General features: G+C 63.3%; 12 protein-coding genes. 11 read left to right on the forward strand and 1 reads right to left on the reverse strand.

Features of this window, described 5'->3' with window-relative positions; translation table 11 throughout:
• Positions 1-48: 48 nt before the first annotated feature.
• Positions 49-1179: a S41 family peptidase gene (locus YQ44_RS05575; protein WP_071322536.1), complete on the reverse strand. Its 1131-nt coding sequence runs from the start codon at positions 1177-1179 to the stop codon at positions 49-51.
• Positions 1180-1517: 338 nt separating this feature from the next.
• Here YQ44_RS05575 and leuC point away from each other — a divergent pair, with 338 nt between their 5' ends.
• The 11 genes from leuC (at position 1518) to accD (ending at position 13556) form a co-directional block, all read left to right on the forward strand.
• Entirely contained in the window at positions 1518-2921 is a 1404-nt protein-coding gene (gene leuC / locus YQ44_RS05580; RefSeq protein WP_071322537.1) for a 3-isopropylmalate dehydratase large subunit, read from the forward strand.
• Between the two features lie 68 nt (positions 2922-2989).
• On the forward strand, positions 2990-3112 hold the full coding sequence (locus YQ44_RS28040) for a lipoprotein (RefSeq protein ID WP_010400408.1): 123 nt from the start codon (positions 2990-2992) through the stop codon (positions 3110-3112).
• A 51-nt stretch (positions 3113-3163) separates the two neighbouring features.
• Complete coding sequence (gene leuD, locus YQ44_RS05585) at positions 3164-3811, forward strand: 3-isopropylmalate dehydratase small subunit (protein ID WP_071322538.1); 648 nt, start codon at positions 3164-3166, stop codon at positions 3809-3811.
• Positions 3812-3822: 11 nt separating this feature from the next.
• Positions 3823-4893 (forward strand): 3-isopropylmalate dehydrogenase, encoded by a 1071-nt coding sequence (leuB, locus tag YQ44_RS05590; protein ID WP_071322539.1) that lies wholly within the window; start codon positions 3823-3825, stop codon positions 4891-4893.
• Between the two features lie 78 nt (positions 4894-4971).
• Positions 4972-6066: an aspartate-semialdehyde dehydrogenase gene (asd, locus tag YQ44_RS05595; protein ID WP_070221126.1), complete on the forward strand. Its 1095-nt coding sequence runs from the start codon at positions 4972-4974 to the stop codon at positions 6064-6066.
• A gap of 244 nt (positions 6067-6310) precedes the next feature.
• Positions 6311-8776 (forward strand): FimV/HubP family polar landmark protein, encoded by a 2466-nt coding sequence (locus YQ44_RS05600; RefSeq protein ID WP_335589261.1) that lies wholly within the window; start codon positions 6311-6313, stop codon positions 8774-8776.
• A 46-nt stretch (positions 8777-8822) separates the two neighbouring features.
• Positions 8823-9653, forward strand: coding sequence for a tRNA pseudouridine(38-40) synthase TruA (gene truA, locus YQ44_RS05605; RefSeq protein WP_198043876.1), 831 nt, complete (start codon positions 8823-8825; stop codon positions 9651-9653).
• Between the two features lie 28 nt (positions 9654-9681).
• The gene (locus YQ44_RS05610) at positions 9682-10365 is read left to right on the forward strand and encodes a phosphoribosylanthranilate isomerase (protein ID WP_071322542.1); all 684 of its coding nucleotides are present in this window, start codon (positions 9682-9684) and stop codon (positions 10363-10365) included.
• The gene (gene trpB / locus YQ44_RS05615; RefSeq protein WP_156894700.1) at positions 10358-11608 is read left to right on the forward strand and encodes a tryptophan synthase subunit beta; all 1251 of its coding nucleotides are present in this window, start codon (positions 10358-10360) and stop codon (positions 11606-11608) included. Before YQ44_RS05610 ends, trpB begins: the two co-directional genes overlap by 8 nt.
• A gap of 81 nt (positions 11609-11689) precedes the next feature.
• Complete coding sequence (trpA, locus tag YQ44_RS05620) at positions 11690-12487, forward strand: tryptophan synthase subunit alpha (RefSeq protein WP_071322543.1); 798 nt, start codon at positions 11690-11692, stop codon at positions 12485-12487.
• 196 nt (positions 12488-12683) lie between these two features.
• On the forward strand, positions 12684-13556 hold the full coding sequence (accD, locus tag YQ44_RS05625; RefSeq protein ID WP_071322544.1) for an acetyl-CoA carboxylase, carboxyltransferase subunit beta: 873 nt from the start codon (positions 12684-12686) through the stop codon (positions 13554-13556).
• Positions 13557-13653 lie beyond the last annotated feature (97 nt).

Genomic DNA, 13653 nt, shown 5'->3' on the forward strand with positions numbered 1-13653 from the left:
GAGTAAGCCCGCTACGTGTAGCGGGCTTTTTTCATGGCGCCAGCGGCGTCAGATGTTGTCCGGACGTAATGTTCCGCCTTCCAGCCAGCGCTGCACGCGCACGATTTCCTGGGCGCGCGCAGCCTCGTCCTTTGGCGGCGGCAAATAGATGTCGGGCATGATGCCGCCCAGGTCCACCTGCAGCTGCGGCAAGCGGGCCGAGCGCGAGGTGGCGTATTGCAGCTGGCGCACGCCGGACGGCAGCGCGTGCAGGCGCAGGTTGGAATAGTCGAGTGCGCCATGGCTGTTGCGGCCGATCAATTTCACGTGAAAACTTTGCCGCGCCGCCAGCAGGAATTCCTCGCAGGAACTGGCGCAGTCGCGGTCGATCAGCACGGCTACGCGCACGGGCCGGCGTGGCTCCGGCGTGTCCTGGCGCGCGTAGCTGACGACGTCGCCGCCGTTCTGCGCCACATACTCGCCCGGCTTGACGGAGCGCATCTGTGTCACGGCCTGAGCCGCAAAGTCGGCGCACGCCTTGTCGCCCGGCGCCAGCAAGGCGCAGACGCTCTCTTGCCCCGCGATATTGGCCGGCGTGGACAGCCATTCGGCGCCCAGTCTGACCGTTTCGTCCGAGCTGATCCATTGCAGCAGCGGCGCATACGTGCCGTCGCTGCCGCCGCCGTTGCGGCGCACGTCGAGGATCCAGTTGGGGCGTGACGCCAGTGCCGCGCGGTGGGTGTCGAGCAGGGTGGCCACGGCGGTCCGGTAGCGGCCGTGGAAGCTGGGCAAGTTCAGCAGCACGGTATTGTCGGACAAGACTTGCAGCGACGGTTCCTTCGATGGCGCAGGCTGTCCCGGCGCGGCAGGCTGGGCGGGGGATGGCTTGGCCACGTCCTGCGCGCTGCCGCCTTTCACGTGCAGATGGCCTTTGCGCCACATGCCCACATAATTTTCCAGGATGGCATCGCAGGCCTTGGCGTCGGCGGCAGTGGCCGCCGCCGTGCCTGCCGTGGCCAGCGCCAGGTCGAAATAGGCCTGCCCTTTTTGTGCCAGGTGGGCGCGTGCGCCCGTATCGTTTTCCAGCAGGAAAGGTGGGATGGCGCGCAAGTCCTGCACGCACAGTTCGCCCGGCGTGGCCGCCGCCGCATGCGCGTTGGCCAGGGTGAGGGCGGCCAGCGCCCAGGAATGCAGTTTCATTCAGGTCCCCATCGGTTGTGGGCGCGTGCGGGTGCGCGCGCCGTTCATTATTGTCGAAACACGATACACGAAAGATTGAGGAAAAAATATCATTTTCTGGCGATGCCGTCGGTCGTTCGGCGGCCCGCCCGCGGATGGGTGCGCCATGCCGCCAGCGGGCAGTTATCGGCAATTTTTAGCCCATATCCAACAAATGAGCCGAACTTTGTATCGCCAATCCCACGCTTTTGCCTGTTTCGGTTCTGTATTCCCCGATATATGGCATAATCCTTGTGGATCACCGTATGACTTGGTATCACTTGATCACTTAAACAGGCTGTGGCAACGCTGCATATATCATGATGAAGACGCTTTACGACAAACTTTGGGAATCCCACGTTGTTCGGGCCGAAGATGATGGCACGACAATTCTGTACATCGACCGGCACTTGCTGCACGAAGTCACCAGCCCGCAAGCCTTCGACGGGCTCAGCGTGGCGGGCCGCCAGCCATGGCGCATTTCCGCCAACCTGGCCGTGGCCGACCATAACGTGCCCACCACCAGCCGCGTCGACGGCATCGCCGACCCCGTTTCGCGCCTGCAGGTGGAAACCCTGGACAAGAACGCCCGCAACTTTGGCTTGACGTACTTCAACATGAACGACAAGCGCCAGGGTATCGTGCATGTGATCGGCCCTGAGCAGGGCGCGACCCTGCCCGGCATGACGGTGGTGTGCGGCGATTCGCACACCTCCACGCACGGCGCCTTCGGCGCGCTGGCGCACGGCATCGGCACGTCCGAGGTCGAACACGTGCTGGCCACGCAAACCTTGCTGCAAAAGAAATCCAAGTCCATGCTGGTGCAGGTCGACGGCGCCATGCCGGCCGGCGTGACGGCCAAGGACATCGTGCTGGCCGTCATCGGCAAGATCGGCACGGCCGGCGGCACCGGCTACTGTATCGAGTTCGGCGGTTCGACCATCCGCGCGCTGTCGATGGAAGGCCGCATGACGGTGTGCAACATGGCCATCGAGGCGGGCGCGCGCGCCGGCATCATCGGCGTCGACGACACCACCATCAATTACGTCAAGGGCCGTCCGTTTTCGCCGGCCGGCCCGCACTGGGAACGCGCCGTGAGCTACTGGCGCACCCTGCATTCGGACCCGGGCGCCCGTTTCGACCTCGTCGTCACGCTCAACGCGCAGGACATCGAGCCGCAGGTGACCTGGGGCACCTCGCCCGAGATGGTGGTCGGCATCGATGGCCGCGTACCGGACCCGGACAATGAAAAAGACAGCGTCAAGCGCGACGCCATGGAAAAGGCCCTCGTCTACATGGCCCTGAAGCCGAACACGCCGATTGCCGACATCCGCATCGACAAGGTCTTCATCGGTTCCTGCACCAATTCGCGCATCGAGGACTTGCGTGCGGCGGCCGCCGTGGTGCGCGGCAAGTACCGCGCCTCGAACGTCAGCCTGGCGCTGGTGGTGCCGGGCTCGGGCCTCGTCAAGGACCAGGCCGAACGCGAAGGACTGGACCGCATCTTCAAGGATGCCGGTTTCGAGTGGCGCGAGCCGGGCTGTTCCATGTGCCTGGCCATGAATGCGGACCGCCTGGAGCCGGGCGAACGCTGCGCCTCGACGTCGAACCGCAACTTCGAAGGCCGGCAAGGGCAGGGCGGACGCACCCACCTGGTGTCGCCGGCGATGGCGGCCGCGGCGGGCATCGCCGGCCACTTCGTCGACGTGCGGGGACTGCGATGACGGCAGGGACTGGCGCCGCTGGTTTACACTAGCGCCTTCAGTCCCTTATTGATTATCGAGAAATCATCATGAAAAAACTCTTCGCCCTCCTCATCGCCACCGTCATCCTGTCTGGCTGCAACACCGTCTCCGGCATCGGCCGCGATGTGCAGAAAGTCGGCCAGGTTGTCACTGGCGCCGGCGGAAAATAAACCGCGACGTGCCGGCGCCCTGCGCCGCCCGTCCTACCGAGTAGAAACAGCATGGATAAATTTACGATTTACGAAGGCTTGGTCGCACCGCTGGACCGCGCCAACGTCGACACCGACGCCATTATCCCGAAGCAATTCCTGAAATCGATCCACCGCAGCGGTTTCGGCCCCAACCTGTTCGACGAATGGCGCTACCTCGACCATGGCGAACCGGGCCAGGACAACAGCCGCCGCCCGCTGAACCCCGAGTTCGTGCTCAACGAGCCGCGCTACCAGGGCGCTTCGATCTTGCTGACGCGCAAAAATTTCGGCTGCGGCTCCTCGCGCGAACACGCGCCGTGGGCGCTGGACCAGTATGGCTTCCGCGCCATCATCGCGCCATCGTTTGCCGATATCTTCTTCAACAACTGCTACAAGAACGGCTTGCTGCCCATCGTGCTGTCGGAAAGCCAGGTCGACCATCTGTTCAATGAAGTCAAGGCCTTTCCCGGCTACAAGCTGGTGGTGGACCTGGAGCAGCAGTGCGTGCGCACCAGCAATGGCTCCGTCTCGTACCCATTCGAGATCGACGCCTTCCGCAAATATTGCCTGATGAATGGCCTCGACGATATCGGCCTGACCCTGCGCCATGCGGACGATATCCGCGCCTTCGAAGAGCGCCATCTCGCCAACCAGCCTTGGCTCGCCAACGTCATCTAATTGATAAAAATATGAAAATTGCAATCTTACCCGGCGACGGCATCGGTCCTGAAATCGTCGCGCAAGCCGTCAAGGTCTTGAATGTGCTGGGCGAAGTGTTCGAGCTGGAAACGGCGCCCGTGGGCGGCGCCGGCTATGCGGCCCATGGCCACCCCTTGCCGGAAGGCACCTTGGCCCTGGCGAAGGCGGCCGATGCCGTGCTGTTCGGCGCCGTCGGCGATTACCAATACGATAACCTCGAGCGCCAGTTCCGCCCGGAGCAGGCGATTTTGGGCCTGCGCAAGAACCTGGGCCTGTTCGCCAACCTGCGTCCGGCCATTCTGTATCCGGAACTGGCCGGTGCCTCGACCCTGAAGCCGGAAGTGGTGTCCGGCCTCGATATCCTGATCATCCGCGAATTGACGGGCGACATCTATTTCGGCCAGCCCCGCGGCGTGCGCGAGTGCCCGGACGGTCCGTTCAAGGGCCAGCGCGAAGGCTACGACACCATGCGCTATGCGGAAGGCGAAATCCGCCGCATCGCCCATGTGGCTTTCCAGGCCGCGCAAAAGCGCGACAAGAGGCTCACCAGCGTGGACAAGGCGAACGTGCTGGAAACCTTCCAGTTCTGGAAAGATATCGTCATCGACGTGCACAAGGAATATCCGGACGTTGCGCTCGATCATATGTATGTCGATAACGCGGCCATGCAGCTGGTGCGGGCGCCGAAGAAATTCGACGTCATGGTTACCGGTAACATGTTCGGCGACATCCTGTCGGATGCGGCCGCCATGCTGACGGGCTCGATCGGCATGCTGCCGTCCGCGTCGCTGGACGCCAACAACAAGGGCCTGTACGAGCCATCGCACGGCTCGGCGCCCGATATCGCGGGCAAGGGCATCGCCAATCCGCTGGCGACGATACTGTCGGCGGCCATGATGCTGCGCTATTCGCTGAACCGCGAGGAACAGGCAAATCGCATCGAGGGCGCCGTCAAGCAAGTGCTGGCGCAGGGGCTGCGCACGGCCGACATCCATGAAGCGGGCACGACTTTGGTCGGTACCGAGGCGATGGGTGATGCAGTTGTAAAAGCACTGGGATAAAATAGTCTAATGACGGCAGTCGCCGTCTCATCTTGAGGAATGGTAATGAAATTAGTTGGCTTGGTAGGTTGGCGCGGTATGGTCGGTTCGGTCCTGATGCAGCGCATGCAGGAAGAGGGCGATTTCGCCCACATCGAACCGGTGTTTTTCACCACCTCGAACACGGGTGGCGCGGCGCCAGCCATGGCGAAGAATGAAACCATCCTCAAGGATGCCAACAATATCGCCGAACTGTCCAAGTGCGACATCATCATTTCCTGCCAGGGCGGCGACTACACGAGCGCCGTCTTCCCGCAGCTGCGCGCTGCCGGCTGGAACGGCTACTGGATCGATGCCGCATCGACTCTGCGCATGGAAAAAGACGCCGTCATCGTGCTCGACCCCGTCAACCTGCACGTCATCAAGGATGCGCTGGGCAAGGGCGTCAAGAACTACATCGGCGGCAATTGCACCGTCTCGTGCATGATGATGGGCCTGGGCGGCCTGTTCCAGCACGATTTGATCGACTGGATGACGTCGATGACCTACCAGGCGGCATCGGGCGGCGGCGCGCAGCACATGCGCGAACTGCTGACGCAATTTGGCACCATCAACAGTTCCGTCAAGGCGCTGCTGGAAAACCCGGCCTCGGCCATCCTGGAAATCGACCGCCAGGTGCTGGCCACCCAGCACGGCTATTCCCCGGATGAAATCAAGCAATTCGGCGCGCCGCTGGCCGGCAACCTGATTCCGTGGATCGACAAGGACCTGGGCAATGGCCAGTCGAAGGAAGAGTGGAAGGCCGGCGCGGAAACCAACAAGATCCTCGGCCGCGGCATCGACTTTGGCACCAAGGAAATCCCCGTGGACGGCCTGTGCGTGCGCATCGGTGCCATGCGCTGCCATTCGCAGGCGCTGACCATCAAGCTGAAGAAAGACGTGCCGCTCGATGAAATCAACGACATCATCGCCAGCAATAATCAATGGGTGAAATTCGTGCCGAACACGCGCGAAGCGTCCGTGCGCGACCTGTCGCCGGCCGCCGTCACGGGCAGCCTGACTATTCCCGTCGGCCGCGTGCGCAAGATGAGCATGGGCGGCGAGTACCTGTCCGCGTTCACCGTGGGCGACCAGTTGCTGTGGGGCGCGGCCGAGCCGCTGCGCCGCATGCTGCGTATCCTGCTGGACGCGTAATGGCAATAAATTGCTGATTAGAATCAAGCCGGGGCTGTTTTCCCGGCTTTTTTTTCCTCCTGAGCCCGTCAAGGCTCAACCATGCGGAGCTTGCATAGCTCTGGGCATGATGATATGTTGATACCTCTGGAAAAGTAACAGTTTTCCCATGTCAACTAAGATGCCGCCAATTATGCCTGTACACACTCGTCCCCGGGTCGCCTCCCTTGCCATCAAAACACTCAGCAGCGCTGTCGCATGCGCGGTGTTATTGTCACCGGCGGCATCCGCAGCCGAGCTGGGCAAGATCACGGTGCTGTCCGCCGCCGGCCAGCCGCTGCGCGCCGAGGTCGAATTGTCGGCCGTCAAGCCTGACGAGGCGACAACCCTGCTGGCCAAGCTGGCGCCGCCGGACGCCTACCGCCAGGCCAACGTGGAATTCAACCCCGCGCTGAACGCACTGACGTTTGCCGTGGAAAACCGCAACGGCAAGCCCTTCATCCGCATCAGTTCGGCGCAACCGGTGGCCGAGCCGCTGGTGGACCTGCTGCTGGAGCTGAGCAGCAAGAATGGGCGCCAGGTGCGCGAATATGCGTTCGTGCTCGATACGCCCGAGGCGCGCCAGACGCGCGGCGCGCAGGTCATGGCCCCGGCCGAACCGGGAAAGGGCAAGCCCGCCGCCACCGCTGCCGCCAATACTGCTCCGCCAGCGGCGCCGAAGAAGGCGGCCGGCGAATACAAGGTCAAGGCGGGCGATACCCTGAGCCGCATCGCCAGCGAGCTGAAACCGTCGGGCGTTTCGCTCGACATGATGCTCGTCGCCCTGTACCGCGCCAATCCCGATGCCTTCAAGGGCGAGAACATGAACCGCATGCAGGCCGGGCGCATCCTGGCCGTGCCAGGCGCGGAAGCCATTCGCGCCACCGACGCGGCCGAGGCGAAGGGCGTGGTGACGGCGCACGCCATCGATTTCGAGGCGTACCGCAACAAGCTGGCGGGCCAGGTGGCGCAGAGCAAGCCGGTCAAGGCGGCGCAGGCGACGCAAAGCACGGCCGGCAAGATCGGCGCGACGAAGGTGCAGGAAAAGCCGACGGCCGTGAGCGAAGCGCAAGACAAGCTGAAGCTGTCGAAAGCGGAACCGGCGGCCAAGGCCCCCGGCAAGAGCGCGGTAGCCAGCGAGGAAGACAAGATCGCCAAGGCCAGGCAGGTGGATGAGGCGGCCGCGCGCGTCAAGGAACTGGAAAAGAACGTCAGCGACCTGGAAAAGCTGATGGCGGTGAAGAGCAAGGCCATGGCCGACAAGAGCGCGCCATCGCCGGCCAAGCCAGCCGAGGCCAGTGCCGCGGCCAGCGCCGTCGCCAGTGCCCCGGCCGAAGCGCAGCCGCCGGTGCCGAAGGCCAAGCCGGTGCCGCTGGTCAAGAAAGCCTCGCCGCTGGAACCGACCATTACAGATAAGATCAACGACCACCTGGGCGCCATCGGCATCGGCCTGGCCGCCTTGCTCGCTGCCGTGGCGGCGCTCGTCGTCGCGCGCCGGCGCAAGGACACGCCGCCGGCCGAGGCCGACGTGGCCCCCGTGCTGGAACCTGAACCGCCAGCAGCGCCGCCGGCGGGCGTGGCGCCGGAAGACCAGCAGTCCGAGGCGAGCAATCATTTGTTCGGCGCCGGCGCTGCCGCCGCCGGAGCCGCTGCCGTGGCGGGCGCCAGTGCCCTCGATGTCAATGAGGTGGATCCCGTCGCCGAAGCCGATGTGTATATCGCCTACGGCCGTGATGGCCAGGCGGAAGATATCCTCAAGGAAGCCTTGCGCATCCATCCCGAACGCCATGCGGCGCGCCTGAAACTGCTGGAAATCTATTCGGCGCGCAATGACGTGCGCGCGTTTGAAGACCAGGCCAGCGAGTTGTACAGCCTGACGCGGGGCCAGGGCGAGGAGTGGCCGCAAGCCGCCGCGCTGGGCCTGGCGCTCGATCCATCCAACCCGCTGTATGGCGATACGGATGGCGACGCCGTCGTCAGCCTGAGCAAGGGCGCCTGCGATGATTTGCGCGGCCAGAGCATGGATTTGCCTGACGATACGGCACTGGCCGACCTGGCGCCAGCCGAACCGGCGGCCGTTCCCGCGCGCGATGCCCGCGATCCGCTCGACTTTGACCTCGACAGCCTCGATTTCGAGCCCGTCTCCACCAGCGACCCCATCGTCATGCCCGGGCCTGAAGCCAAGCCGGCAACGGCTGCGCACGATGCGCAGTACGACGCCAGCATGGATTTCGGCCTGGACCTGGAACCGCCAGCCGGCCCCGTGAATGGCGTGGGCGCGGGCCTGACGCCGCTGCCCGATCCATTGAAAGACGTGGACCTGGCCCATTTCGACCTCGATGAACCGGTAGCGCCGGCGGCGGCGCCGGTAGCGGCTGCCGAGCCATCGATCGACAACTTGTTTGACGCAGCGCAAACACCGGCCACACCGCCGGAAACCATCCCGGCCGCGCAGGAGTTCGACCTGTCCGGCATCGACCTGGACCTGAACGACGCCAAGACGGCCAGCGCCGGCGTGGATGACCCGCTGTCGGCCATCCACATGGAAATGGATACCAAGCTGGACCTGGCGATCGCCTACCAGGAAATCGGCGACAAGGAAGGTGCGCGCGAGCTGATCGATGAAGTCATCAAGGGCGGCAGCGAAGAGCAAGTGAAAAAAGCCAATACCATGCGTGCGCTGTTGAGCTAGTGATACCCGCCGGCGCGGCAAGCTGCGGCGCCGGTATAATGCTTCGATGCAAAATATTACGACAGCAACGCCATTGAAGCGCATCGCCCTGGGTCTGCAATACGACGGCATGGCCTGGCATGGGTACCAGAAACAGGAAGATGGGCAAACGGTGCAAGACCAGCTGGAAAATGCGCTGGAGAAGTTTGCCCGCGTGCGCCTGGCCACCACGTGCGCCGGCCGCACGGACACGGGCGTGCATGCGCTCGAGCAAGTCGTGCATTTCGATACCGAGCTCAATCGCGACGTGCACTCCTGGGTGCGCGGCGTCAATGCCTTCCTGCCCAAGTCCATCGCTGTGCGCTGGGCCAAGGAACTCGATGGCGATCCGACGGTCAATGATTTCTTCCATGCTCGTTTCAGCGCGCGCGCCCGCACCTATCATTATGTGTTATACAACAATCCCACGCGTTCGCCGCTGGTGGAAGGGCGCGCCGGCTTCTTTTTCCGGCCGCTGGACGTGGAACTGATGCGCCAGGCCGTGCAGCCCTTGCTGGGCTGGCACGATTTCACGGCGTTTCGCGCCGCGCAATGCCAGGCCAAGTCGCCGGTCAAGCTCATGCATGACATCCAGATCGAACGCCGTGGCGAACTGATCGTCTTTAGCATCACCGCCAACGCCTTTTTGCACCACATGGTGCGCAACCTGGTGGGCTCGCTCGTGTATGTGGGCTCGGGCCGTGAAAAGCCGGAATGGCTGGGGCAGTTGCTGGAACGTAAGGACCGCCATGCGGCGGCGCCCACCTTCATGCCGGACGGCCTGTACCTGGCGAAGATCGATTACGACCCGAAGTGGAACTTGCCGCAAGATGGCAGCAGCGCCTTGCCCTGGTTTTGATTGATATCAAGTCGAATAGAGGAACAACATGCCACGCACACGCATCAAAATCTGCGGGCTGACCCGCGTTGAAGATATCCAGGCCGTTGTGGCGGCGGGCGCCGATGCCATCGGTTTCGTGTTTTATCCGAAAAGCCCGCGCCATGTGACGCCGGAGCAGGCTGCCGCCCTGATCGCCGCCGTGCCGCCGTACGTGACGACGGTGGGGCTGTTCGTCAATGCCAGCGTGGAAGAGGTGCGGGCGACAAAGGCTGTGGCGCCCTTGTCCCTGCTGCAATTTCACGGCGACGAGACGCCCGAGCACAGCGCCGCGCTCGCCAGCGCCGTGAATATGCCATTTACGCAAGTGTTCCGCGTCAAACCCGACACCCGCTTTGAAGATTTGCTAGAATACGAACAGCGCTATCGCGCCGCCAGTCCCTTGTTTGCCAGCCTCTTGCTGGATACCTATGTGGATGCGTATGGCGGTGCAGGAAAGGTATTTGATTGGTCCCTCATTCCAAAAGAACTCGCGCCTCGGGTCGTTTTAAGTGGTGGCTTGAGCGTACAAAACGCGACTGACGCAGTGGTGCGCGTGCGCCCTTACGCCGTCGACATCAGCAGTGGTGTCGAAGCGTCCAAGGGCATCAAGGACGCATCCCGCATCCGCGCGTTCATCGCCGCGGTGCAGGATGCCGATGCCATCATTGCCAGAGGAAACCACCATGAATGACCATACCAACGCGCCCGGCGCCGCCGCCGCACTGTTCCACGCTACCGACTATCCATTTCCTGACCTGCGCGGCCACTTCGGCCCGTACGGCGGCTCGTTTGTCGCCGAAACGCTGACCCACGCGCTGGCCGAGCTGAAGGACGCTTACGCGCGCTACAGTGTCGACCCGGAATTCCTCGAAGAATTCCGCTACGAGCTGAAGCATTTTGTCGGCCGTCCGTCGCCCATCTACCACGCCAAGCGCTGGTCCGGGATGGCGGGTGGCGCGCAAATTTATTTCAAGCGCGAAGACTTGAACCACACGGGCGCGCACAAGATCAATAACGTCATCGGCCAGGCCCTGCTGGCCAAGCGCATGGGCAAGCCGCGCATCATCGCCGAGACGGGCGCCGGCCAGCATGGCGTGGCCACGGCCACCATCTGTGCCCGCTTCGGCCTCGAATGCGTGGTCTACATGGGCAGCGAAGACGTCAAGCGCCAGGCGCAGAACGTGTACCGCATGAAATTGCTGGGCGCCACCGTCGTGCCCGTCGAATCCGGCTCCAAGACCCTTAAGGATGCGCTGAACGAAGCCATGCGCGACTGGGTCACCAATATTGAAAACACCTTCTATATCATCGGCACCGTGGCCGGCCCCCATCCGTATCCGATGATGGTGCGCGACTTCCAGTCCGTGATCGGCGAGGAATGCCTGGTGCAGATGCCGGAAATGACGGGCCGCCAGCCCGATTATGTGCTGGCCTGCATCGGCGGCGGCTCGAACGCCATGGGCATCTTTTATCCGTATATCGACCAGAAGGACGTCAAGCTGATCGGCGTGGAAGCGGCCGGCGAAGGGCTGGACACGGGCAAGCACTCGGCCTCGCTGACGGCCGGCTTCCCGGGCGTGCTGCACGGCAACCGCACCTATCTGTTGCAGGACGAGAATGGCCAGATCATCGAGACGCATTCCGTCTCGGCCGGCCTCGACTACCCGGGCGTGGGCCCGGAACACGCGTGGCTGAAAGATTCGGGCCGCGCGCAATACGTGTCCATCACGGATGACGAGGCGCTGCAGGCTTTCCACGACTGCTGCCATATCGAAGGCATCATCCCGGCCCTGGAATCGTCGCACGCGCTGGCCTACGCGGCCAAGCTGGCGGCCACCTTGCCCAAAGACAAAATTGTACTGGCCAACCTGTCGGGCCGTGGCGACAAGGACATGCATACGGTGGCGGAACGCATGGGTTTGAATTTCAGTTAAGCAGCTGACAAGCCCTGGCAGGTCGGGTCGGCGCGCAGGCGCCTCACCCGACATTTCTCACTGACTACACGAAAGCATCCCATGTCCCGTATCGCCACTACCTTTGCCAACTTAAAATCCCACAACAAGACCGCCCTGGTCACGTTTATTACCGCCGGCGACCCCGGCCCCGACGCCACCGTGCCGCTGATGCACGCCCTCGTCGAGGGCGGCGCCGACGTGCTGGAGCTGGGCGTGCCGTTTTCCGACCCCATGGCCGAAGGCCCCGTCATCCAGCGCGCCTGCGAACGGGCCTTGAAATTCAACGTCGGCATCCACGACGTGTTCGGCTATGTGCGCCAGTTCCGCGAGACCAACCAGACGACCCCGGTGGTGCTGATGGGCTATGCGAACCCCATCGAGCGCATCGGCAGCGCCGCGTTTATTGCAGCGGCGCAAGCGGCCGGCGCCGACGGCGCCATCGTCGTCGACTATCCGCCGGAAGAGTGCGAGGAATTCGCCGCCGCCATGCGCGAGGCGGGCCTCGACCTGATCTTCCTGCTGGCGCCCACCTCGACCGAGGAGCGCATCGCGCAAGTGGCCAAGGTCGGCGGCGGCTTCAGCTATTACGTGTCGCTGAAAGGCGTCACGGGCGCCGGTAACATTGATACGGAACAGGTGGCAGAACGCCTCGCCGCCATCCGCCAGCATGTAAAATTACCCATCGGCGTAGGCTTCGGCATCCGCGATGGCGCCACGGCCCAGGCCGTTGCCAAGGTGGCCGATGCGGTCGTGATCGGCAGCCGCATCATCCAGGAAATTGAAAATGCGCCGGAAGGCGGCGCCGTGGACGCCGTGCGCAGCTTTACGGCCGGTATCCGCGCCGCACTGGATGCCTGAGCAAGCTTGTCGTTTATGCCATCAAGGTGGTGGCAAAGTTCGACAGCCCGGCGATAAACGGCTACACTTCGGCCACTGATTTGCCTGTCATTGTGCAATAGATAAAATTTTTGGCGGCGTCCTGCGGGGCGCTGCCGTTTACCGTCTGCCGGGGGCGTCCACCGACGCCACCCCTACAAGGGCCCAAGGAGAAAATATGAGTTGGTTGGAAAAACTGCTGCCACCGCGCATACAGCGCTCTGATGCTGGCGCACGCAAGACCATGCCGGAAGGCCTGTGGGTCAAGTGCCCGTCCTGCGAAGCCGTGCTATACCGTACGGACCTGGAATCGAATCTGCACGTGTGCCCGAAATGCGACCATCACATGCGCATCCGCGCCCGTGAACGCCTCGACAGCCTGCTCGACGCCGGTGGCCGCTATGAAATCGGCCAGGAAATCCTGCCCGTCGATACGCTGAAGTTCAAGGACAGCAAGAAATACCCGGACCGCCTGAAATCCGCCATGGAAGCGACGGGCGAGACGGATGCGATGGTCGTCATGGGCGGCGCCATCATGAGCCTGCCAGTGGTCGTGGCGTGCTTCGAATTCGAATTCATGGGCGGCTCGATGGGCTCCGTCGTGGGCGAGCGTTTCGTGCGCGGCGCGCAGATCGCGCTGGAACAGAAAGTGCCGTTCATTTGCATCACCGCCACCGGTGGCGCGCGCATGCAGGAAGGCTTGCTGTCCCTGATGCAGATGGCCAAGACCACGGCCATGCTGACCAAGCTGTCGGAAAAGAAATTGCCATTCATCAGCGTGCTGACCGACCCGACCATGGGCGGCGTATCGGCCTCGTTCGCCTTCATGGGCGACGTCGTCATTGCCGAGCCCAAGGCGCTGATCGGCTTTGCCGGCCCGCGCGTGATTGAAAACACCGTGCGCGAAAAATTGCCGGAAGGCTTCCAGCGCGCCGAATTCCTCGTCACCAAGGGCGCCGTCGACATGATCGTCGACCGCCGCAAGATGCGCGAAGAAATCGCCCGCCTGCTGGCCTTGCTGCAAAACCAGGCCGTCGAAGTCCTGGCGTAATTCGCCAAAGTAACAGGCCGGGCGGCGTCCCCTGGACCCGCCCGGTTGCCACGTCCTACCGTCTCCGCGCCCGGCGCATCGCTCCTCATCAAGAAGT

Source organism: Janthinobacterium sp. 1_2014MBL_MicDiv (assembly GCF_001865675.1).
Classification (GTDB): domain Bacteria; phylum Pseudomonadota; class Gammaproteobacteria; order Burkholderiales; family Burkholderiaceae_D; genus Janthinobacterium.

Excerpts from the sequence above, each read along its gene's own strand:
- accD (WP_071322544.1), top strand. The coding sequence starts at position 12,684 with ATGAGTTGGTTGGAAAAACTGCTGCCACCGCGCATACAGCGCTCTGAT.
- leuC (WP_071322537.1), top strand. The coding sequence starts at position 1,518 with ATGATGAAGACGCTTTACGACAAACTTTGGGAATCCCACGTTGTTCGG.
- YQ44_RS05610 (WP_071322542.1), top strand. The coding sequence starts at position 9,682 with ATGCCACGCACACGCATCAAAATCTGCGGGCTGACCCGCGTTGAAGAT.
- trpA (WP_071322543.1), top strand. The coding sequence starts at position 11,690 with ATGTCCCGTATCGCCACTACCTTTGCCAACTTAAAATCCCACAACAAG.
- YQ44_RS05575 (WP_071322536.1), bottom strand. The coding sequence starts at position 1,179 with ATGAAACTGCATTCCTGGGCGCTGGCCGCCCTCACCCTGGCCAACGCG.
- leuD (WP_071322538.1), top strand. The coding sequence starts at position 3,164 with ATGGATAAATTTACGATTTACGAAGGCTTGGTCGCACCGCTGGACCGC.
- leuB (WP_071322539.1), top strand. The coding sequence starts at position 3,823 with ATGAAAATTGCAATCTTACCCGGCGACGGCATCGGTCCTGAAATCGTC.
- asd (WP_070221126.1), top strand. The coding sequence starts at position 4,972 with ATGGTCGGTTCGGTCCTGATGCAGCGCATGCAGGAAGAGGGCGATTTC.
- YQ44_RS28040 (WP_010400408.1), top strand. The coding sequence starts at position 2,990 with ATGAAAAAACTCTTCGCCCTCCTCATCGCCACCGTCATCCTGTCTGGC.
- trpB (WP_156894700.1), top strand. The coding sequence starts at position 10,358 with ATGAATGACCATACCAACGCGCCCGGCGCCGCCGCCGCACTGTTCCAC.
- truA (WP_198043876.1), top strand. The coding sequence starts at position 8,823 with ATGCAAAATATTACGACAGCAACGCCATTGAAGCGCATCGCCCTGGGT.